Origin of the sequence: Schlesneria sp., from assembly GCF_036405755.1 — a bacterium.
GTDB classification, from domain to species: domain Bacteria; phylum Planctomycetota; class Planctomycetia; order Planctomycetales; family Planctomycetaceae; genus Schlesneria; species Schlesneria sphaerica.
In genome coordinates this window covers 1-21,952 of record NZ_DASWWZ010000181.1, presented here as the reverse complement: position 1 = coordinate 21,952, position 21,952 = coordinate 1, and the positions used below count along the sequence as shown (strand labels likewise).

The 21,952-nt window shown below is 57.9% G+C and carries 15 protein-coding genes; 10 read left to right on the top strand and 5 right to left on the bottom strand.

What is annotated here, in order from left to right:
* A partial coding sequence (locus VGE80_RS06070; protein ID WP_440592035.1) for an FHA domain-containing protein occupies window positions 1-1,603 on the top strand: 1,603 nt, incomplete at its 5' end.
* Window positions 1,604-1,847: 244 nt separating this feature from the next.
* Here the strand turns inward: VGE80_RS06070 and pheT are convergent.
* The gene (gene pheT / locus VGE80_RS06065) at window positions 1,848-3,872 is read right to left on the bottom strand and encodes a phenylalanine--tRNA ligase subunit beta (protein WP_440592034.1); all 2,025 of its coding nucleotides are present in this window, start codon (window positions 3,870-3,872) and stop codon (window positions 1,848-1,850) included.
* A gap of 600 nt (window positions 3,873-4,472) precedes the next feature.
* Here pheT and VGE80_RS06060 point away from each other — a divergent pair.
* The 3 genes from VGE80_RS06060 (at window position 4,473) to VGE80_RS06050 (ending at window position 9,776) form a co-directional block, all read left to right on the top strand.
* Complete coding sequence (locus VGE80_RS06060; protein WP_440592033.1) at window positions 4,473-7,043, top strand: outer membrane protein assembly factor BamB family protein; 2,571 nt, start codon at window positions 4,473-4,475, stop codon at window positions 7,041-7,043.
* A 208-nt stretch (window positions 7,044-7,251) separates the two neighbouring features.
* Window positions 7,252-8,967, top strand: coding sequence for an outer membrane protein assembly factor BamB family protein (locus VGE80_RS06055; RefSeq protein WP_440592032.1), 1,716 nt, complete (start codon window positions 7,252-7,254; stop codon window positions 8,965-8,967).
* Window positions 8,968-9,293: 326 nt separating this feature from the next.
* Window positions 9,294-9,776, top strand: a complete 483-nt coding sequence (locus VGE80_RS06050; RefSeq protein WP_440592031.1) for a VOC family protein — start codon at window positions 9,294-9,296, stop codon at window positions 9,774-9,776.
* Window positions 9,777-9,820: 44 nt separating this feature from the next.
* Here the strand turns inward: VGE80_RS06050 and VGE80_RS06045 are convergent, their stop codons facing one another.
* From VGE80_RS06045 to trpC, 3 genes are all read right to left on the bottom strand, one after another.
* Complete coding sequence (locus VGE80_RS06045) at window positions 9,821-10,435, bottom strand: DUF6940 family protein (RefSeq protein ID WP_440592030.1); 615 nt, start codon at window positions 10,433-10,435, stop codon at window positions 9,821-9,823.
* A gap of 243 nt (window positions 10,436-10,678) precedes the next feature.
* Window positions 10,679-13,081 (bottom strand): zinc-ribbon domain-containing protein, encoded by a 2,403-nt coding sequence (locus VGE80_RS06040; RefSeq protein WP_440592029.1) that lies wholly within the window; start codon window positions 13,079-13,081, stop codon window positions 10,679-10,681.
* A gap of 30 nt (window positions 13,082-13,111) precedes the next feature.
* Entirely contained in the window at window positions 13,112-13,909 is a 798-nt protein-coding gene (trpC, locus tag VGE80_RS06035; RefSeq protein WP_440592028.1) for an indole-3-glycerol phosphate synthase TrpC, read from the bottom strand.
* Window positions 13,910-14,401: 492 nt separating this feature from the next.
* Here trpC and VGE80_RS06030 point away from each other — a divergent pair, with 492 nt between their 5' ends.
* Together VGE80_RS06030 and VGE80_RS06025 are read left to right on the top strand one after the other, a co-directional pair.
* Window positions 14,402-15,553, top strand: coding sequence for an SMP-30/gluconolactonase/LRE family protein (locus tag VGE80_RS06030; RefSeq protein ID WP_440592027.1), 1,152 nt, complete (start codon window positions 14,402-14,404; stop codon window positions 15,551-15,553).
* 278 nt (window positions 15,554-15,831) lie between these two features.
* Complete coding sequence (locus VGE80_RS06025; protein ID WP_397568293.1) at window positions 15,832-16,554, top strand: pyridoxine 5'-phosphate synthase; 723 nt, start codon at window positions 15,832-15,834, stop codon at window positions 16,552-16,554.
* A gap of 124 nt (window positions 16,555-16,678) precedes the next feature.
* On the opposite strand, the gene VGE80_RS06020 is transcribed toward VGE80_RS06025, so the two are convergent.
* Complete coding sequence (locus tag VGE80_RS06020) at window positions 16,679-17,899, bottom strand: aspartate/ornithine carbamoyltransferase family protein (RefSeq protein ID WP_440592026.1); 1,221 nt, start codon at window positions 17,897-17,899, stop codon at window positions 16,679-16,681.
* 516 nt (window positions 17,900-18,415) lie between these two features.
* Here VGE80_RS06020 and VGE80_RS06015 point away from each other — a divergent pair.
* The 4 genes from VGE80_RS06015 to VGE80_RS06000 all read left to right on the top strand — a co-directional run bounded on the left by VGE80_RS06015 (window position 18,416) and on the right by VGE80_RS06000 (window position 21,787).
* On the top strand, window positions 18,416-19,000 hold the full coding sequence (locus tag VGE80_RS06015; protein WP_440592025.1) for an RNA polymerase sigma factor: 585 nt from the start codon (window positions 18,416-18,418) through the stop codon (window positions 18,998-19,000).
* Between the two features lie 287 nt (window positions 19,001-19,287).
* The gene (pxpB, locus tag VGE80_RS06010) at window positions 19,288-19,989 is read left to right on the top strand and encodes a 5-oxoprolinase subunit PxpB (RefSeq protein WP_440592024.1); all 702 of its coding nucleotides are present in this window, start codon (window positions 19,288-19,290) and stop codon (window positions 19,987-19,989) included.
* A complete protein-coding gene (locus tag VGE80_RS06005; protein WP_440592023.1) occupies window positions 19,986-20,987 on the top strand; it encodes a biotin-dependent carboxyltransferase family protein in 1,002 nt (333 codons plus the stop codon). The genes pxpB and VGE80_RS06005 overlap by 4 nt, the downstream gene beginning before the upstream one ends.
* Before the next feature lie 26 nt (window positions 20,988-21,013).
* Window positions 21,014-21,787 carry a LamB/YcsF family protein gene (locus VGE80_RS06000; protein WP_440592022.1) on the top strand — a complete coding sequence of 258 codons (774 nt, stop codon included), beginning with the start codon at window positions 21,014-21,016 and terminating at the stop codon, window positions 21,785-21,787.
* Window positions 21,788-21,952 lie beyond the last annotated feature (165 nt).

Genomic DNA, 21,952 nt, shown 5'->3' with positions numbered 1-21,952 from the left:
GGTACTCGAGTTTTCGGAGGTTCAGGTTGAGGGACGTAACATGCGCGAATTGAGGAATACGCAACGCCGTCGACGCCTGAGGATCATCAAGGCGAAAGACGCTCGTTCAGAAGAGCGTATCCGTAGCGTCGGCTCGTCATCCGAGAATCCCGCAAACTTAACGAGATCACGCGAGACCGCCGAGCAGAATCGAAAACGACTCGCGGCCGATTGCCAGGCTCAAATTCCCGTTCGGCTACGCATTGAGCACCCTGCACAGGAGTCGCTGCAAATCCAGATGGGCCGGGCCCATCTGTTGATCGGCAGTGATCCCAGTTGTGACATACAGCTCGACCACGCGGCCGTTCATCCACAACATGCAGCGCTGCAGTGGATCGACGGGCATCTCTTTTACTTGGATCTTTCCCCAAAAACGGCGAATGACGCACACGCAAGATCTGCGGGGCACTGGGTTGACCACCGTCCCATCTCGATCGGTCCCTTTCAGCTGTTCCGCGAGGATCCTCAGGTTCCGACCCCTCCCGTCGCTTCACCACTGGAGCGTTCTCCGGTTCTGACCTCGCACGTTCCTCAACTCGCATTGCAGTTCCTCGGCGTCGAGCAGAGCGATAACAAGTGGCCCATCAACCGGCTGTTGACCATGGTCGGTCGGGGGTCGCAGTGCAAGCTTCGGCTCAATCACCCGTCCATGCCGCACGTGCAGGCGTGTCTGATCCGCACCGAGCAGAGCTGCTGGCTGATCGATGTTGTGCGCGCCGGTACTACCGGGGTGAATGGTCGAGCCATTCGCCTCGCCCCGATCAGCGTCGGTGATGTTCTTCAGCTGGGACCCTTTCGCGTCGAAGTGGTCGAAACGACCTTTGCGCCGCTCCCCGCCCCGCCGCCGCCCGGTGCGAAGGAAGAAAACCCTCCGCGGAACAAAGTGAAGCTCTTCGCTCCAGGTAATTCTGACCTCGCACTCCCGCAGCGTGCAGGTGCCCGCAAAACAGCGACGCCCCCCAAATCCGCTTCCCTGGTCGACTCATCCGATTCCAGTTCGGCAATCACAGAAATCTCGCGGAACAGCTCGCCTGCTAACGTTGCCGCGAAGCGTGCGATTCCGGCCACAACCATCCTGGAAACAGGGCGGCCGGCTCAACTGAAAATGCCCAGCCGTGGGATCGATCCTCCCCACACGCATCACACTCCAGAGAAAACCGAAACAGGGTCATCCGATTCTCTTGAGAATGCGTCGATCCCCTTTCCACAGGAGTCGCCGCGAGCGGAAGAGAAGTCGGCGTCCAGAATGGAAGAGCGGACAAGTCCACACGTCCTGGACGAGACCCCTTCGGATGTCGGTCCAGCCATCAGCCCGGTCGTCAGTCCCGCCGCCACCACGTCCCTTACAGACAATGTCGACGAATTCCTGCGGGGACATCTGTCACAACTGGCTCAACTCCAGTCAAACCTGGATCGCCTGAAGCAGGTCTGCACAAGGCCTTCACGCCGCGCCATGTCCAAACGGGTCCGTGCTCAACTGGAAACATCGCTCCAGGAAACCATCCAGACCCAGCAACAGTTGCAGGAATCCGTTTCAAACTTCGCAAAATCGCTGAAGCAGTGATCCTGCCGCAAGTTTGGCAGTCCCCCGGGTCGCAGACTTCGCCGTAACGCTGAGCGCACCAATTCCTATCGCCGCTCGTTGATTGTGAGCAACATCCCCTCACGGGCATTCGCGCAAGGGCGAAACACACGTTGGTTGCCGTGCTGATCCAGCGACGCCGAGGGTCGAGCCAGTTCATCCTGACTCGACCCCGTCCGCCATCGATGACCGAGACCTTCGGTTCCGTTGTTCCCGCGTGACCAGATCAGCCACGCAGGGTGGCGGCGAGTTGGCTGGAACAGGCGGAAATCACCGACTGTTGTGCCGCTTCAATCTCTTCGCTGGTGAGCGTTCGATCAGAGCGATACCCAACCGTGACAACGTAGGACTTTTTCCCTTCGGGAATCTGCTTCCCGCGATACTGTCCCCCGAACGAAACAGACGCGAGCAGTGGTCCCGCCGCCTTGCGGACGGTCTCTTCCAGGTTCGCCCACGTCACCGGTTCATCGAGAACAAAGTTCAGGTCACGCACCGAAAGCTGTTGCGTGGGGAGGTCACGGAACTGGGGAATCAGGTCGGCGTGGGCCTCAAGGACAGCCAGATCCAGTTCCGCAATTGAAACCGTATCACGCAGGTCGAGCTGGTCGGTGACGGAGCGGTCGAGTTCCCCCATCCAACCCCACAAGTCGCCGTTCAGATAAACTTCGGCACCGCGTCCGGGGACGTACTGCGGCCCTTCCGTCGGCCGGACAGTCAGATCGATCGAAGGATTCACACGGCTGGCGACCTGTTCGATCACCCCTTTCAATTCCTGGAACGATCGACCACTGACACAGCCCAGCATTCGGGGCTCGGCCTGCTGTTCAGGAATCGACTTATCCGTTGAAAGGTAGACGCGGGCAATCTCAAACAATTGCGCATTGAACTGACCATGACGCTCGTTCTCGCGCCGTGAAACCAGCAGACTGGGAATCAGACTCTGACGCAACCGACTGAACTCGGGGAAGTCCGAATGCTCGATCGTGAGTGAGGGGAGTTCCCCACGCGGAGTGAACAGTTTTCGCTCCGTCTCATTGACGAGTGACACGGTGAGCGCTTCGTAGAATCCCGACGCGGTCAGCGTCTCGCGGACTCGATCACTCACCCGGTCCTGGAATCGCTTTTTGCTGGCACACAGCGGAACAGCCGCATCGGCAGGAATCTGATCGTAGCCGTAGATCCGAATCACTTCCTCGATCAGATCCACTTCCCGGGTCAGATCCAGACGATGCGAGGGAACATGGAACAGGGCGGACTGATCACTATCTCGCGACTGCAGCTTCAGTCCCAGGTCTTCCAGGATGCGGACCGCCTGCTCGACAGGGATGTCGATCCCCAGAATGCGCCGCAACTGAGGGAAGCGGAACAACACCGGTTCACGCTGCGCGGCAGGGGCCATCCCCGCGAAGATCGGTTCCGCGAGCAGTTCACCCCCGGCGAGTTCCAGAATCAGTTCGCAGCAGCGGCGGCTGGCCCAATCGGGTCCGAGCGGATCGAGGGCTCGTTCGAATCGATAAGACGAATCGCTGCGCAGCTTCAATTTGCGGGAAGCGTTGCGGATCGCCAACGGTGAAAACAGAGCCGCCTCAATCAGCACATTGCGAGTCGCCGTGGTAATCTCGGTTTCGGCCCCCCCCATGACTCCCGCGATGGCAACGGGTCGTTCCGCATCGGCAATCACGCACATCTCAGGAGTCAAAACGTACTCTTTGTGATCGATTGCCTGAAGCTTTTCATTGGGACGAGCCCGCCGGACAACGATCTTCTGTCCTTTCAGCTTGTCGAAATCGAATGCATGCAAAGGCTGCCCGCATTCCATCAGGACATAATTGGTAATGTCGACGATGTTGTTGATGGAGGCGATTCCAACGGTCTGCAGCCTCGAAACCAGCCATGCGGGACTGGGACCGACTTTGACTCCCCGGATCACGCGAGCGTGATACTGCGAACAGAGGTCAGCGGCCTCGATGGCGACGGAGGTGACCGATGCGGTCGTGGTGGTCCCAGCGCGTGGCGCGGCGGCGGGTACCTTGAGCGGCTTCTGGTAAAGCACGGCCGCTTCCCGTGCCACACCGAGATGGCCGAGACAGTCAGGACGATTACTGGTTACTTCCAGGTCGATGCAGAAATCTCCGTCCACCTCGTGAAACTCTTCGAGGTTCAGCCCGGACATCGTCAGACGGTCGGACAGTTCCCCAACCGCAACACCAGGCGAGACATATTCCTGCAACCAGTTCCAGCTAATCAGCATTTCTCTTCACCATCTTCCACAACACGGATACCACAATCCGCGAAGGTTCTCAGTTACACAGATCAAACGGGTGCCCAATTTAAGGGGGAAGCGTGTCACATTAGCCACAGACAGTCAAGATGCGCGATTGTTCGAGCAAATTGCCAGACGTGAATGGAGGCCTCGATCGAACCGGAAACTCTCCACCACCCGAGGCCATGTTGACGCACCCTCGCCGACGAGATCCCTCTGCGGCCCGATCGGGTGCCTTGCCAGAAGGAAACCTCTGTGTGTTACCCCTGTCCCCGAACGCCTGTGACCGATGTCTCCGGGGCAGACAGAGGACGGTCATGCAGTGGCATGCGACGTGGATTCTCGACCGATCAGGGGTGGCCCCTCGTCGCGGGGACTGAAATGAAGACCCTCAGAGCTCCGGATCATAGAACCGGGACACCTTAATGTCTGTTAATCATGATCGGCGCCGGCAAACACGTGACTGCCTGCACATTTGCCCCTCCTTGCCCGACAGTTTCTGTTTGGTTATGGTTAACTACATCGCTTGACGCCCCGCCTTGTCGTCCCGCCAGCCGACCCTTGAGTCTGAAGCACAGGATATTCACCATGCCGATGCAATCTTGGTTTGCCTGCCTCTTTGGCCTCTTCTTAGCCATCCCACTGGGACTGTTCGGCCAGGAAAAAAAAGCGGCTGATCCGCTCGACTGGCCTTACTGGCGTGGTCCTGAGATGAACGGCATCTCCCGCGAGAAGGATCTGCCGGATTCGTGGAGTCCCGAAGGGGAAAACTTGCTGTGGAGCAAGGCCGAACTCGGTACCCGTTCGACGCCCATCGTCATGAACGGCAAGCTCTATACACTGGTCCGACACAATCCAGGCACCACCAAAGAAGCGGAAAAAGTCGTCTGTGCCGATGCCGCCACGGGCGAAATCAAGTGGGAAAACGTCTTCAACGTCTTTCTGACAGACGTCCCCGACACACGCGTGGGCTGGTCCAGTGTCGTTGGTGATCCCGCAACCGGAAACGTCATCGCACTCGGTGTCTGCGGCTACTTCGTCTGTATCGACGGCGAAACCGGAAAAACACTCTGGTCCCGCTCGCTCAGCGAAGAATACGGCATGCTCAGCACCTACGGGGGCCGAACAAACTTCCCGATCATTTACGAGAATCTCGCCATCATCAGCGGCGTCGTGATCGGCTGGGGTGAAATGGCTCGCCCTGCTCACCGAATTATCGCCTTCGACAAACGGAATGGTCAGGCCGTCTGGTTCCAGAGTACCCGTCCTGCACCGGAAGATACGACCTATAGCTCACCAGCACTGACGGTCATCAACGGACAAGCTCAGTTTATCCTGGGCTGCGGAGACGGCAGTGTCTATGGCCTGCAGCCGCGCACCGGCAAGATCATCTGGAGCTATGACGCTTCACTTCGCGGGATTAACACCGCTCCGACGGTAGTCGGCAACACGGTCCTGTGTGGTCACAGTGAAGAAAACCTGGACGACACGGCAATGGGGGCACTCTTCGCGATTGACGCCTCCAAGACAGGAAACATCACCAAGACCGGAGAAATCTGGCGCAACAAGGAACAGTTCGTCGGCAAGACGGCCCCGCTTGTACTGAACGATCGCATTTACTCGATCGACGACGGTGGAGTCTTCTTCGTGAACGACCTGAAGACCGGCGAACAGATCGGGAAAGCCAAGATCGGGACCATCGGTCGAGCCAGTCCCGTTTACGGCGATGGAAAGATCTATGTCGTCGACGGAAATGGTCGGGCATTCATCTTCGCCCCGGACGAGAAAAAAGGCCTGAAGAAGCTTCATCAGTTGCGGTTGGAGCAAGGTGACGTCAATGCGTCGCCCATCATCTCGCACGGTCGCGTTTACATCACCTGCGAAACGATGATGTACTGCATCGGAAAAGCGGACGTAAAACCATCGGCCGATCCGATTCCGAAGATTGAACCTGAAGCCTCGGTTCAAAAGGATCAGACCCCCGCGACAGCACTGGTCGTTCCGGTGGAATCACTGCTGAAACCGACCAACAAACAGCAGTACTCGGTCTATCTGTACAACGCCAACGGACAGTATCTGAAGAAAGCGGATCCGAAAGACGTGAAGTACTCGATCCAGGGTCCAGGAACGATTGACGCAGCGGGACTTTACGCAGGACCAGGTGGCGCAACGAACGCCCCCGTCATCGTCAACGCGGAAGTGGGCGAACTGAAAGGTCAGGCCCGTATCCGAGTGATCCCCGAAATCACTCCAGAAACTCCGTGGCTCTTCACGTTCGACGATGGCCTGGTTCCCATTACGGGTGTCGGAATTCGCTATCGACACATCGCCGTTGATTATGACTTCTTCAAAGCGTTGAAGGAAAAAGACCCTCTCGCTGCGAAGCTCTATATCTACCTTTCCACACAATTCACCAACGTTCCCGCCCCCAAGGCGACGTATGACGACTCAACCCCGGCTCAGGCCTTTACCGCATTCAAACGATATCTGGGACTGATTGAAGCCATCACCAATCAGGATCAGGGCAAAGAGAAACTCGATGCTTCGTTGAAGTTGCTGCAGGATGAAGGGGTGATCTCGGAGTGGGCCTGGACCGGCAACGACCAGATCCCGATTCAACTGGTCGTGACGAAAGGTCCGCGAAAGGTCACGGGCAATGGCGTGATGTGCAAGATCACCACGATTCCGAAGGGGACCCGCAGTCAGGGCTGGATGGGACACCCGGGCTCAAAGAACTATGTCATTCAGGCGGATGTCCTGGCGAACCAGGTCGAAGCCGGGGTCGATGCTGATCCGAAAGCCAAGATGCCGGATATCGGCGTCACGAACCAGCGGTACCGTTTTGAGATGATGGGTGCCGCCCAGAAACTGAAAGTCTATTCCTGGGTCCCTCACGATCAGAAGGTGCACGAAGTCGACTTCCAGTGGGAACCGGAAGTCTGGTACACGATGAAGTTCATCGTCAACAACGAAGATCGCGATGGTGAGCGGGTGTCTGTTTGCCGTGGTAAAGCGTGGAAACGTGACGAACCGGAACCCGCGGAATGGTCGATTGAATGGGCGGACAGCCCCTGCAACGAGACCGGCAGCCCAGGCCTGGTCGGTAACGCCAAAGACGCCGAAATCTTCATCGACAACGTCAGGGTTGTACCCCAATAGGGAACGCCCCTGTAGTCTTAGACTCACGGAAGTCGGACGAGTCAGCCTGATGGAGCTCGTCCGATCAAAGTGAGGTTGGCAGACCTGGCACGAACAACAGACGGATCATTGCTGGCAGGTGAGCGACTTGCTTGCGTAAGCCGATCACCCGAACCACTTGAACCAATGAACCATCACTCAACGATGAATTGGCGCTAAGGAACCGAACATGAATTCTCGTTCAATGACGACTGTGATGTCGGCACTCTGGCTGATCTCAGGCCTGGCAGTAGCAGCCGATAAGTTTGATCCAACGGAAGACGCGCTGAACTTCATCAGCAAGATGAAAGTCGGCAAATATGACTGGCCGCAGTGGGGTGGATCGCCTCATCGCAACAACACCCCTCCCGGGAAGAACATCCCTTTCGAATGGAACCTGGAAACAGGCGAGAACGTCCTCTGGGCGGCTCCTCTGGGTTCGCAGACTTACGGCAACCCCGTCATTGCCAACGGTAAAGTGTTCGTCGGCACTAATAATACGCACGGCTACCTGAAGCGTTACCCCTCGAAAATTGACTTGGGTGTGCTGCTCGCCTTTGACGAAAAGACCGGAAAGTTCCTCTGGCAGGCATCGTCGCCCAAGTTGCCCACAGGCCGCGTTCATGACTGGCCACAGCAGGGGATCTGCTCAACCGTTTTCTGCGATGACACGCGGTTGTGGTACAACACCAGCCGTGGTGAAGTGGTCTGTCTCGACGTAGAAGGATTTCATGACGGCGAGAATGACGGCCCCTACAAGGCTGAGCCGAACCAGAACAAGGACGAAGCCGACATCATCTGGCGTTACGACATGATGGGCGACCTGGGTGTTTCCCAGCACAACATGTGTTCCTGTTCGATCACCTGCGTCGGCGACAAGTGCTTCGTGATCACTGGCAACGGTGTGGACGAAGGGCATATTAATATCCCTGCCCCGAACGCCCCGAGCTTCATCTGCCTTGATAAGAACACGGGTAAGCTGCTGTGGACGGACAAGTCACCCGGCATCAACGTGCTGCACGGTCAATGGTCCAGCCCCTGCGTGTTTGAAGCAGGTGGTCGTCAGCAAGTCGTCATGGGGGGCGGCGACGGCTGGCTTTACAGTTTCGATCCCGAAGGGGACGGCAAAGGAAACGCCAAGCTGCTCTGGAAGTTCGACGGCAACCCCAAAGAGTCACTCTATGTTCTCGGTGGTCGCTCGACTCGCAACCATCTGATCAGCACTCCCGTGTTCTATGACGGATACGTCTACGTCGGGATGGGGGAAGACCCCGAGCACGGCGAAGGAAACGGACACCTTTACTGCATCGACCCCACCAAGGATGGAGACATCAGCCTTGAACTGGCCGTGGATGACAAAGGAAAAGAAATCCCGCACCGACGCCTGCGAGCCGTCGACACGACCAAGGGTGAGAAAGCCATTCCCAATCCCAACGCGGGAGCGATCTGGCACTATGACGTCGTTGACCGCAACAAGAACGGCAAGAAAGAATTCGAAGAAACCATGCACCGCACGATGGGTAGCGTCGCCATCAAGAACGACCTGCTGTTCGTGACCGATATCGGTGGTCTGGTTCACTGTGTCGATGCGAAGAAGGTCGAAGACGGCAAGCCCGTCGTCTACTGGACCCACGATATGTTCTCTGCCGCCTGGGGATCCGTTCTGATCGTCGATGACAAGGTGTATGTTGGTGACGAAGATGGAGACATCACGGTCTTCGAACTCTCTAACAAGCTGAATGTTCTCGCTGAGAACAATATGATCAACTCGCTCTACACCACTCCCGTGGTTGCGAATGACACCTTGTTCATCGCAAACAAGAGCACCCTGATCGCCATCAAGGAAGGTGCCAAGCTGAAGGGTGGAGTCAAGCAAGGTTCAACCGAAGACGGCGGAAGCGAATAACCCGCTTTCACCCAGAACGCTTTCCTGCAAAACCTGCCTCGCCCACCCGGTGAGGCAGGTTTTTTCGTTGGGTCCCCCCCCCATGCAGAGTGTTCCCGCTGCACAGGCGAACGAACTTCCGTGCAACGGCCTGGTGCTCGTCCCCGGTGTTTTGGGCACGGCCGCGACAGAGGCGACCTTGAGACGGCGAAAAGAAAACTCCTGCACTGACAGAGTTCTTCGTACCGTTTCTGAAATAGCGTCGTCTCTGGTTGTGAGCGGCCAGACTTCGTAAATTCGACGTTCGACGCGGGCCCAGTTCAGGCCATTCCGCCCAAGGAGTTCCCATGACCCTTCCATCCGTTCCCGCTGGTCGGCAAACCGTCTCTGCTTACCTGGTCAGCCGACATGCCCTCAAAGCCCTGGACTACTACCGCGACGTCTTCGGCGCAACGGAAGCCTACCGACTGATGATGCCCGATGGCCGATTGGGTCACGCCGAATTCTGCATCGGTAACAGCACCGTCATGATCTCCGACGAGTTTCTGGAGTACGGCTGCAAGTCTCCTTCAACACTGGGCGGTTCCCCGATCACGATGCACGTCTATGTGGACGACGTCGATGCCGTCTTCCAGAAGGCGCTTGACGCCGGAGCGAAAGAGCGCACCCCCGTCATGGATCAGTTCTACGGTGACCGCTCCGGACAGATCGAAGACCCCTTCGGTCATATCTGGTGCATTGCCACCCATAAACAGGACATCAGCCCGGAAGAGATGCAGCGTCACATCAGGGAAAGCTCGAGCACGAACGAACCTCAGAATCCCTCGTGAAACTCAGGGGGACTGAACCTGGAGTGACAGGCCGATCAAATGAGTCACGGGTTCCCAGATAACGACGGGTTCTGGTCGAAGTTTCGATAAGGTTCGTACCGGTAATACTTGGGGCGATCATCCAACCGGACATGCAACCACGCGATGCCCGCTCCTGCCGTGCTGAGCCAGACGGGGCGGGCGTCGAGCCGCTGTTCCATGGCGGTTCCCACCCGTTGCCAGAGGGACTGCCGCTGAGACTCGGGTGCTTCACGAACAAACGCACCCAGGTGGCAATATGCCGTCGCGGCAGCAACGGGACGGGGAACGATCAGGACCGCGTCGTGACCCAGGTTCGCAAACTCAACAACATCCCCGTGCCCGCTGCATCCAAAATGCTGCTGAAAAGGAGTCGGATCAGGAGTTCGAGCCAGCCCGGGACTTTCAACGAGTACAAACTCAAAGGGCTGGAGTGCTGTTGCTCGGGTCACCGGCGGCGTTTCCCAGCGGAACTCTGCAAAGGGAGACGTGGCCAGAACGTCATTGAAGTACGACCGAAACTCCGAGTCGACCTGCCACGCTCGAATGACAGCAAGGAATGTCATCGGAAGGAGGTCGCCGTCGAGACCGATCCGGACAAGACGACCGCCGTCGAATGATTGGCTTCGATAGGTCCACATGAATCGGATCACCCGATGATCAGAGAACGGACTGACGAAAGCCACCATAACGCCTCACGCAGTGAGGCGCAAAGGGGAATTTTCACCGCTCATCTGGTGGAAGGCCATTCGAGGGACCGAAGCCGTCAACGACTGAAACCCATCATCAGGACGAACGTGCGGTACGGCAGAAATTTCAACGGACTGCTACCGCTCGTTCTCGTCTTCGTACCCCGGTGTCCTTTGCAAGGCCTCTCGTCGGCATCACTGCTCTTGCGGAACACCGATTGCCTGCTGAGACGCGTCAAGTCGGACACTTTGCTCGGGCAGTGGTACATTCTCGAAGCGGAAGTTGACTGTCTGCTCCTTCACGTTTCCGTAGAGCTTGAACGCCACTTCGAATTCCTCAGGAAACTTGCCGTCGGGATGTCGCGAATAGAGCCGCTGAATTGTGGCTCCTCGTTCAACTTCTGTCACACTGACGATATCACCGGGCTGACCTTGGACGATACTCAGGAAATGGTCCTTGCCGCACTGCAGCTTGATGGTTTGCGGCACCACATCCTTGAGACTTCGGATCATCTTCAATCCTGCCGTCTTGAAATCCGGTTCCGTCAGTGGGGTCTTGGCACGCTGAGGAACGTTCTCGATCGTCACCTCTTTCGTACTGTCTGCGGTGAGGTATTTGAACGAGCCCTCAAGAACGTCAATTTGTGCCGGCATCTTGGCAGGGGTATCAACGAACATTCGAACCCGAAGTGTCATCGGAGGATGGCCCGTGGGAAGCGTACTGGTGACGTCAAACGGGAGGAACGTTTTCTGCGGATCGATGCCACTCGGGGGAACTCGCTTGGAACGCTTGAGCGTGCCGCCCCCCTGGGTGGTGATTGTTTTTGAGGTGGCTCCCGTCGCCCCACAAATCCCCTCCAGACCCTCACCCTGCACGTCGATCAGAATTTCAAGGACCTCTGCTCCTGGAGATGAACTTGAAAGAGACGCCGCGCTCCAGGCCGATTTGGCCGTCAGAGTCAGCCCCTCGGGAAGCCCGTCCACGGACGATGCGGAGACCGCTTCGGTCTCACCCAGCAATGCGTCGAGTTCTCCGCCTACAACCGGTGTATTCCCACCGAAAAGGCCGAGATCCATCCCCGTTCCCGGAACACCAACCCCGCCACTCAATCCCCCCGTCATCGCCATCATCATGACGACTGCCGGTAATTGCTCGAGTTGCTGCTGCGCCGAATCAGGGACGCTGGTCGATACCTTGACCACTGAGTTGTTGACGTCCACCTTCAGGTTCGTCAGCAGCATCTCGCCAATCTCGGCAATCAGCGGAGGAGCGAACTGCTTGAACCCGTCAAACTGTGTCCTAAGTTGACCCAACTGTGTGTCGAGGTCTTCCTTGACCTTCTGCGTCCCCTCGGGGGTGCTGCTGAGTGCAGAAACCTGCAAGTCAAAGCCCCCCTTCACCGTCAGACCAAGCCGCCCTCCAATCAGGCCATATTGCTCATTCGCCTTCATTGCCTGAGAAAGAAAATCGGGTGATGAAGGAGCATTTTCCGAAGGGACCGCGGTCGAAGTTCCGGCGTTCCGATTCAGCCCGGCGATAACCAATTGCGGGGTTGCATCGATGTCGCTGAACTCTTTCCTGGGGATGACTGTCTCTCCCCGGTCCATCGTGACGAGTAACTCGGCCATGGTTCCCACGATCAGCGTATCTGGAGCAGGTGACCAGCCACCAAAACTCCCCTTCTGCCCCTCCTTGGGTGGAACCTCGAAGTAAGTCTTGCCCGCTTTCTCAACCAGAGTACTCGTCGGTTCTGTCTGAGCGATGGCCTTCAGGTCGATGGGCTTTTTCGACTTAACGACGATGACCAGGTGACCGTCGTCCAGGGACGTCGCAGGAACTGCCGGACCCGGCATCCCCGCTCCCCCCATTCGCGTTGCGGCTTCACGGGCTTTCTGGACGGTCCCCATCAGATCGACCACTCCGATCGAGAGACTCTCGATATCGGCCGGTGCCATCCCCAGTTGCTTCTCAAGATCCTGCAACGCGGTCTGTGCGGCCGGCTGGCGGAGTGGTCCCTGCAGCAAAGGTGCCTGCAGGATGTCAGCGACTTTTGCATGCACCAGCAGATCAATTTCCGCCGGCATCCAGCGTAAGGCCAGGGTCTTCTCCGCAGGCGAAATCTGCTCGGCGACAGCAGGCTGCTGCGCCGGAGGGGGCGTGGGAACATGAGCGGGTGGCATCGCCGACATGGGCATACCATTCATCGGCATCGTGGTCACGGGAGGAGGTGCCGCAGGAGGCTGCTGATTCAGAACGCCCGAAGCGAAAATCCCGACACCGATCAGTGCCACCACGGCGATGGAACCGCCGATGATGAGTGGCAGCGAAGACCCCCCTTCTGCGGAGCTCCCCTTTTTCGCACCCTTCTTCACCCCTTTGGCAGGAGCCCGACCGCTACCCCCACTACCGGAAGAACGCTTTTTACCCGAGGACGACCTTGATCCTTCGTCGACGTCGTCGTCAAAGTCATCGTCGAGTGGCTCTGGCTGGAAGACTTCGGCGCACTTGGGGCACCGGACCTTCTTGCCGAGTTTGTCGTCTGACAAATTCAATTTTGCCGTACAGGCTGGACATTCAACGGCAACTTTTCCGGCCATGAAGCGTCAACTCCAGATAGAGACGAGAAACTATCGCGCCAGCAATGCATCGACGGCAGAACCGATGTCGGGACTCTTCATCAGGGTTTCCCCCACAAGGATGGCCCGGGCTCCACCTGCCTTCACGCGGTCAATGTCAGCTCGCGTTTTTATGCCACTCTCGCTGACCAGAAGGGTCTCGGCGGGAATGTGGCGGGCGAGCGCAGACGTGCGATCAAGATCGGTTACGAAGGTCCGCAAATCACGGTTGTTGATCCCCATTAGTGCTGGCTCGAGCTTGAGCACCCGGTCGAGATTCTCAACATCGTAAAGCTCAATCAGCGATTCCATGCCAAGCTCTGCGGCATAGAAATAGAGGTCTCGCAACTGGCAATCGTCCAGGCATTCCGCAATCAGCAGAATGCAGTCGGCCCCTGCAGCCCGTGCCTCCAGTACCTGATAGCGATCAATCAGGAAGTCTTTCCGCAGCACCGGAATCCCGACGACCGACCGAATGGCCGTCAGATAATCGAGATGCCCGAGAAAGAAATGCTCATCCGTCAGCACGCTCAAACACGACGCACCATGTGCCTCATAAATCCGAGCGATCGCAACGGGATCGAAGTCCGCCCGAATCACCCCTGCGGAGGGCGATCCCTTCTTCACTTCTGCGATCAGACCGATATCCGACGCGGCCCGCAGAGCCCCCACAAAATCGCGGACGGGTGGCGCCGATTTGACTCGATCAAGCAGCATTTCCTCAGGTCGCAGCCGCCGCGCCTCGGCGACTTCGTTCCGCTTGTGATCGATAATCTCGTTCAGAATATTCGGCGATTTTGAGGGCGTCATGGGGCAGTCAGATTCGTTTCATGAAAAGTGTTCTCAGACTCGTATCTTATCGCTGGGCGTGATGACGCGAAACCATGGCCTGGGGTTTCGTCCACTCCTCCACTCCTTGAGTGGCATTCGTCCGGCAAGCACAGAACGGATTGAGACACGGCCAACGAGATTCGTTCACGCTTGGCCCGCCCGGCATGAACGCGAGTTATTCGTCGCAGAGACATGCGGGCAGTTTGCCGGTTCGCTCAAAAGGGGGACCACCCCGCCAGGGATCTGTCTCTCGGTCAGGATGAATCTGCCATCGGCGAATGACGATAGGGAAACATCTCTCCACGTCCCCCTCTCGTTATCATTCAGTCGTTTCATTCACATGTACAGATGCATTCTGTTTCGCAGGCCACAGAGGTTTGATACCGTGGGCACTCTTCCTGATCATCCTGTGATGGTTCCGCAAGTTCACGCGGGGCCTTCGTCGTCCCCTTCCAGATTATGGAGCCGCCCATGATTGACCCGATCGCAAACGCACCTGCTGCTGAAGCCTCTTCCCCGCAGTTTGCCCGCCGTTCTTTTCTGGCCGTTGCGGCTGGCGCCGTGGGACTCGCCGCATCGAAGGGACTCGCCCGTGACTTCGGCCCTCATGCCGCCCCGGTCCGCTATCCTGACCCAGACATCGTCACACTCGACCCCCGGTTCAAAAAGTACGCCCTGGGTAACACCCCCATCCAGCGACTTTACCATAGTCCTGACATGCTGTGGGCCGAAGGGCCGGCATGGAACGGCGTCGGCCGCTACCTGCTCTGGAGCGATATCCCCAATAACGTGCAGATGCGCTGGCTGGAGGAAGATGGCCATGTCACCACCTTCCGCCATCCCGCCGGCAACAGCAACGGGAACACGTTCGACTTTCAAGGGCGCCAGATCTCGTTTGAGCACGGCAATCGACGTGTTGTCCGGTACGAGCATGACGGCACCATCACCGTGCTGGCGGACAAGTTCGACGGCAAACCACTTAACGCACCCAACGACGGTGTCGTCCATCCCAACGGGGATATCTGGTTTACCGATCCCGGCTACGGAGCGCTGATGAACTACGAAGGCGAAAAATCGCCCAACGACTCCAAGCAGCCTAATCAGAAAGAGGCGGTCTACCGGATCGACGGCAAGACGTTGAAGATCGAAAAGCTGACGGACGAAATCTACAAGCCCAACGGAATCTGCTTCTCACCCGACTACAAGAAAGTCTACGTCGCCGACACCGGGGCATCTCATTACGACGAGGCACCGAAGAACATCAAGGTCTGGGACATCATTGATGAAAAGAAACTCGGCAAAGGGAAAGAGTTCGCATCGATGAAATTCAAGCGGCCCAGTCCCGCCAATCCCCAGACAACGGAAGAACCCGCCGGTTTCGCCGACGGCATCCGGGCAGACATCGACGGGAATATCTGGGCAAGTGCCGGTTGGGTCGGTGAAGGCTACGACGGGGTCCACGTCTTCGAGCCCAAAGAAGGGGTTCGCATCGGACACATCCGCCTGCCGGAAATCTGCAGCAACGTCTGCTTCGGCGGTTCGAAGAGAAACCGCCTCTTCATGACGGCCAGCACCTCCCTGTACGCCGTCTACGTCGAAACCAAAGGTGCCCATATCACCTGATCGCGTTTCGTGTGACCGACGCAGAAGAGACTCGCCCCCACTTGTCCTGATCCGGCAGGTGGGGGTGCTTTTTTGGCTGTTCACGCAGTGGTCTGAGAAATTTGATGACACCTTTCTCCGGAACGGGTGTCACTTCCGGTAACGCCGGATCGAAAGGGACTCAGCCGGTAGAAAGCCCTTCTGGTTTGTGACATAGCGAATCAACATTTGCGGGGCGATCAGGTATGATCGGCGAGCGTGGGGTCGTGTATTTCAAGTATTGAGCTGGTGAATCAGATATGGCCACTTTGGGTGTAAACATCGATCACGTTGCAACGGTGCGGCAGGCACGAAGAACGATTGAACCGGACCCTGTCTGGGCGGCGGCGCTCGCGGAACTCGGCGGTGCCGACGTCATTACCGTTCATCTGCGCGAAGATCGACGGCACATCCAGGACCGCGATGTTCGCGTGCTGAAGCAGACCGTCCAGGTGAAGCTCAATCTCGAAATGGCCGCCGAACAAGCCATCACCGACTTTGCTCTGGAAGTCCTTCCGCAACAGGCGACACTCGTTCCGGAAAAGCGTGAGGAAGTGACGACTGAGGGGGGGCTGGACGTCGTCGGTAACTTTGATCGTGTCCGTCGCTGTGTCGATCAACTGCACGCCGCCGGGATCATCGTCAGCCTGTTCATAGATCCATCAGAAAAGCAGATTGAAGCGACCAGGTCTCTCGGTTGCGCCGCGGTCGAACTCCACACCGGTCGTTACGCTGACGCTCCCAGCCCCGCCGCACAGGCAGAGGAACTGGAGCAACTTCGTCGCGCCGGTCAGTTCGCGCGCGACTGCGGATTGGTCCTGCATTTCGGACACGGTCTGACTTATCGCAACGTCCAACCGGTCGCAGCGATCCCCGGCGCGGGAGAATTGAATATCGGCCACAGCATCGTCGGTCGCGCAATCATGGTTGGCTTCACACAAGCGGTCAGGGAAATGCGAGAGCTCATCGTCACCGCAAAGTGATCACTCCCGCAGGAAACTGCAGAAGGTCTGAACTGCGGACTCGATTCTCCCACTACCTTAACTGGATCCTACACAGGAACACAGCACGACCAATCGCGGTCGTGCTGTGGTGTTTTGAGGTTGTTTACTGCGGTGAGATCTGCATTTCGCTGTTGTACTGTTCGTAGTAGTCGTTGATCTCGCCGTCGACGTCGAAGATGTGGGCGACCAGTGCAGCGCGGGCCCACATGCCGTTGCGTGCCTGGCGGAAGTAGAACGCCCGTTCGTCTTCATCGATCGAAGGGGGGATCTCGCCGAACTCTTTGTCGCGGGGGAACGGATGCAGGATCGCCGCGTAGGGCTTCATGCGTGCGACCAGCGACTTTGTCAGCTTGAAGTGCGAATAATCGAGCTCATTCAGTTCCTGTTCCTCGGTACCCGAATTGTGTTCGCGCTGAATGCGGGTCATGTAGAGGGCATCGAACTGTTCGATGACCGGTTTTCCGTCGAGCTGATCTTCCAGCGAGTGACATTCACGAATATCCACCTTGGCGTCGATCAGTTTGTCTTTCATATCGCGGGGCAGCGCCAGCGCCGGATGCGGCGGCGAAATGAACACCAGCCGGACCTGTTCGTGCAGCGCCAGCAACTGAGCCAGTGAGCGGACCGTTCGACCACGTCGAATATCTCCGCAGAATCCGATCGTCTTCCCGGCAATCCCCTTCCTCAATCCGGGAAACTGCTGACGCAATTCGTCGTAGCGGGTCCACTGACGGGAATCTTTGGGGTCAGTGAAACTGAAAGCGCGCTGAATCGTGTAGATGTCAAGCAGCGCTTGCGTGGGATGTTCGTCTGATCCCGCCCCGGCATTGATGATGGGGACACTGCGACGCTGGCTGTCCGCCAGCGTATTCATCATGTAACCGCAGCATTCCGCAAACTTGGGAATGTGACTGCGCATGATGATCAGGTCGAAGTAGCTGCTGAACATCCGGATGGAATCAAAGGGCGATTCCCCCTTCGCCTCGGACGAGACCGACAAGTCGCGGACTTCGTTGCAGGTCATCCCCAGAATCTGACAGGCTGCGGCAAACGACATGAATGTTCGGGTTGAGGGCTGCGTGAAGTACAGCATTGCCCGCTTGTGTGAGAGCAACGTATTCAGGAAGCGATGCCCTTCTTTTGATTTCGCCAGCAGACGAATCTTGTCGGCCAGACGACAAAGCTTATCCAGCAGAGGCCGGGTGAACTGGCCCGAGAAAATCAGGTGCCGCAGTCGGTCACCCGAGAAGAAATCCGGTGATTTGGCCTTGATCGAGCGATCGAGGCGACTTTCATAATCCGCAAAACTCAGGTCGTCGGACATGCGCTCTTTCAAATTGTAGTCGTGTCATCAGGAATGATCGGACACGGGCCAGCCAGATAACAGACAGATTTCTACGGCAAAGATCGTTCGCGTTTCACCTGCGCGCCCGCAGCCGCCCGTCGCTCCGTAAAAATGGGTCCGTTCCCACCCGTGACCTCAGACCTCAAGGGATCTGCGCAACCGCTATTCTAGCTCACACCTAGAAGTCCGCAATAAGTTTCTCGTCACATGGAGAAACACTTTCCTGTTCCATTCAATCTCCCTGATCCACACAGAACCCCACGACAATAAGATCTTGCACAAACGGAGTTTATTTCACCGATTTCACGCAAGTGCTCCAATTTCAGCCACCGCATCCCCGAACTGAAGGCATACTGAATTATGCCGATCCAAGGTTTCCCCACCTTGACCTCACCGGGATAATGTCCTTGCGGGGCGGCACGGGTCCCTTGTAAGCTCCAAAGACAGATTGTCACCCTTCCGTCATTCATCCGGTCCAAAACATTCAGGTGCAACGTGGCACTCACCGACCGCGATCGTAGTCTTCTCGAACGCTGCCTTGCGCGGGACAGCAGTGGCTGGCGTGACTTCGTTGATCGATTCTCTGGCCTGTTTGTCCACGTCATTCATCACACGGCGGAAGCCCGTAGCGTCAAGCTCAGCCCCAGTGATGTGGACGATCTTTGTGCCGAGATTTTCCTGGCTTTTCTCGCGAATGATTTTGCCATTCTGCGGCGATTCAAAGGGGAAAGTTCGCTCGCCACTTATCTGGCGGTGATTTCCCGCCGGATCGTCGTTCGCGAAGTGATTTCCCGCCGCATGGCTGAAGCCATGGGACACGTGAAGTCTCAGACGGCCAACGTCGAGATGGCCCATGCAGGCTTGAACGAGTTCACACGAATCGAGAACCGCGAGTTAGTCCAGCGCATGCTCGAGGGCCTTCCCGAACGCGAAGCAAACATCATCCGGCAGTTTCATCTGGAAGGTCGGACTTATCGTGAAATCGGTGAGCGACTTGGCATTCCGGAAAACTCCATCGGCCCGACTCTGGCCCGCGCACGGGAAAAACTGAGACACAATCTCTCGGGCAGCATCAACTAGATCATCCTGCGCGACTCCAGCCACGGGTGCTGCGTCCCACTTCTCCAGACGATCACTCGAAGCTCCGCATCGGTTAACCGCCTCTCAATCCTGGCAGCGCGTTCGCAGGAGTGATGATCCCGCGACAGCATCTCCGTTCCTCGTTAACCTGTGATCGACACAGACTCGCTTGGCCGCCGCCGTCTCATGCCTGCCCGGCGGCGAGCGACGTTCACCGAGTCTTTCGATCAAGTTGCCCGTCGTTTGAAAGGCGGTGTGGTAGCACACCGGATCCAACAGGTACCTGCTTGGCCCCGTCGCACCACTTCGCTGAGATTATCCCGCTGGGAGACTCTGCCGCAGTTGTGCGATTCGGCGACTCCATCGACCTTTCCACGCACCAATCCGTCCGAGCCCTGTACGACAGCCTGTCCACGTCTCCGCCGCACGGATCGCTGGAGCTGGTCCCCGCATATGCCACGGTCACTGTCTATTACGATCCACTGAAGAGCACATTTGAAGAAATTCGCCGGGACCTGCAGCGCGCCGTGGAGCTGCTCGAGACCCTGCCGGATTCGCCCCCTGAGACGGTCGAAATTCCCGTCTGCTACGGAGGTGATTTGGGTCCCGATCTGGAGTATGTCGCCGAGTTTAATCGTCTGTCCTGCGACGAGGTGATCGAGATTCATTCCAGTCCGGTATATCTGGTCTATATGCTCGGCTTCACACCGGGATTTCCCTACCTGGGCGGGTTGTCCGAGCGTATCGCCACTCCCCGGCGGACGTCACCTCGCCTGCAGATTCCCGCCGGATCAGTCGGGATCGCCGGGAATCAGACGGGCATCTATCCCCTGCAGACACCGGGTGGCTGGCAGTTGATCGGGCGAACTCCCCTCGCTCTGTTCCGTCCTGACAGATCGCCACCGACGATCCTGCGGGCCGGTGATCAGGTGCGGTTCCGTCCCGTGAAGACGTTCTCCGAGGCCCTCGATGGGATGCAAACACCATGAGCGTGCGTGTCATCCGCCCCGGCCTCTTAACCACCGTGCAGGACCTGGGACGATTCGGTCACCAGCAGTATGGCGTTAGTGTCGGCGGTGCCATGGACTCGATCAGCCTGCGGATTGCGAACTTGCTGGTGGGGAATGCATCCGGAAGTGCCGCACTGGAAATCACGCTGGCCGGGCCTGTCCTGTCGTTTGACCACGACGCCCTGATTGCAATTTGCGGCGCCGACCTCTCGCCGCGTGTCGATGGGACCCCGATCGCCTCTTGGCGACCGGTCTGGGTCCGGCAGCAAAGTCGACTTGAATTCGGGCCCCCCGTCCGAGGTTGCCGCGCCTATCTGGCCATCGCAGGGGGCTTCGATGTTCCTTCTGTGCTCAACAGTCAAAGCACCTACCTGCGTGCGAATCTGGGCGGGTTCCAGGGGCGGGCTTTGCAGGCGGGGGACCTGCTCAAGACCGGCCCGATCTCGGACTGGGGTCAAGCAATGATCGCAGAACTCTCGGCCCTGGCGGGAAATCAGGGGCGATCCGAAGCAAAGTGGTTTGCCGGAGCCGATCTGTGCGAACTGGACCTCACCCCCCCGGTCCGCGTGCTTTGCGGAGGTCAGTTTGACTGGTTCACACGGGCAAGCCAGCAGGCATTCTTTCGCGAAGTCTTCACCGTGACGAACCAGTCAGATCGCATGGGGTACCGACTGAAGGGTCCGCCGCTGGAACTCGTCCACCCACGGGAATTGATTTCAGAAGGGGTGACGATGGGATCGATTCAGGTCCCGGCAGGGGGACAGTCGATTGTCCTGATGGCGGACCGACCGACAACCGGCGGCTACCCGAAGATCGCTCAGGTCGCCACTGTCGACCTTGCTCGCCTGGCCCAGGCTCGCCCTCAGGACAAAATCCGCTTTACACCGATTTCCGTGGACGAGGCCCAGCAGGCTCTCCGAACACAAGACGCGACGATGCAGAGACTGACGTCCGGCCTTGTTCTCATGGTTCGTTAACACCTTTCGATCGAAAGCCTGATGGGATGAAACGCCTCGTCGATTTGAACTGCGATATTGGCGAAAGTTTCGGCGCCTATACCATGGGACAGGACGCCGAAGTCCTTGAGTTCGTGACGTCCGCCAGCATCGCCTGCGGCTTCCATGCAGGCGACCCCGCCACGATGCGCCGAACTGTCCGTCTGGCACTCGAGAAAGGGGTTGCAATCGGAGCCCATCCGGGACTGCCTGATCTGGTTGGATTCGGGCGCCGAGCCATGAAGATTACGCCGCAGGAAGCCAGCGATCTGGTCACCTATCAGGTTGGTGCTCTTGCAGCGTTCGTCACGGCGGAAGGAGGTACCATGCAGCACGTCAAACCGCATGGTGCCTTGTACAACATGGCAGCGCGAGACCCTGCACTGGCAGATGCCCTTGCCCAAGCGATCCGCAGCGTGAACCCGGGCCTGATTCTGTTTGGTCAATCGGGGAGCGAACTGATCGCGGCGGGTTTGCGGGCGGGACTCCGCACGGCGAGTGAAGTATTTGCCGACCGGTCCTATGAAGAAGATGGTTCCCTCACACCGCGAGACCTTCCCGGAGCGGTCATCGCCGATGCGGAAACCGCTGTGCGGCAGGTACTCACGATGCTGCAATCGGGAACGGTGACGTCTCGACAGGGAACCACAGTCCCGGTCGACGCCGAGACTATCTGCCTGCACGGCGACAGCCCAGAGACTCTGGAATTTACCAGACGCATCCGCAACTCGCTGGAAGCCGCTGGCATCACCGTCAGCGCATTCAGCTCAGCGCGAAACTAAGAACTCGCCATGCTGCTTTGTCGGTCCGCTTCGCTTCGTGAAGGGCTGAGCGAAAACCGAACCCTGCCGGAAGAGTTGTCCTTCAGCGGCCCGTTCCTCAGTCTGCAATCGACTTCGTCGAATCGAGGACCAGTGCGCAACACCCAGAAAGGAAGAACATTCCCG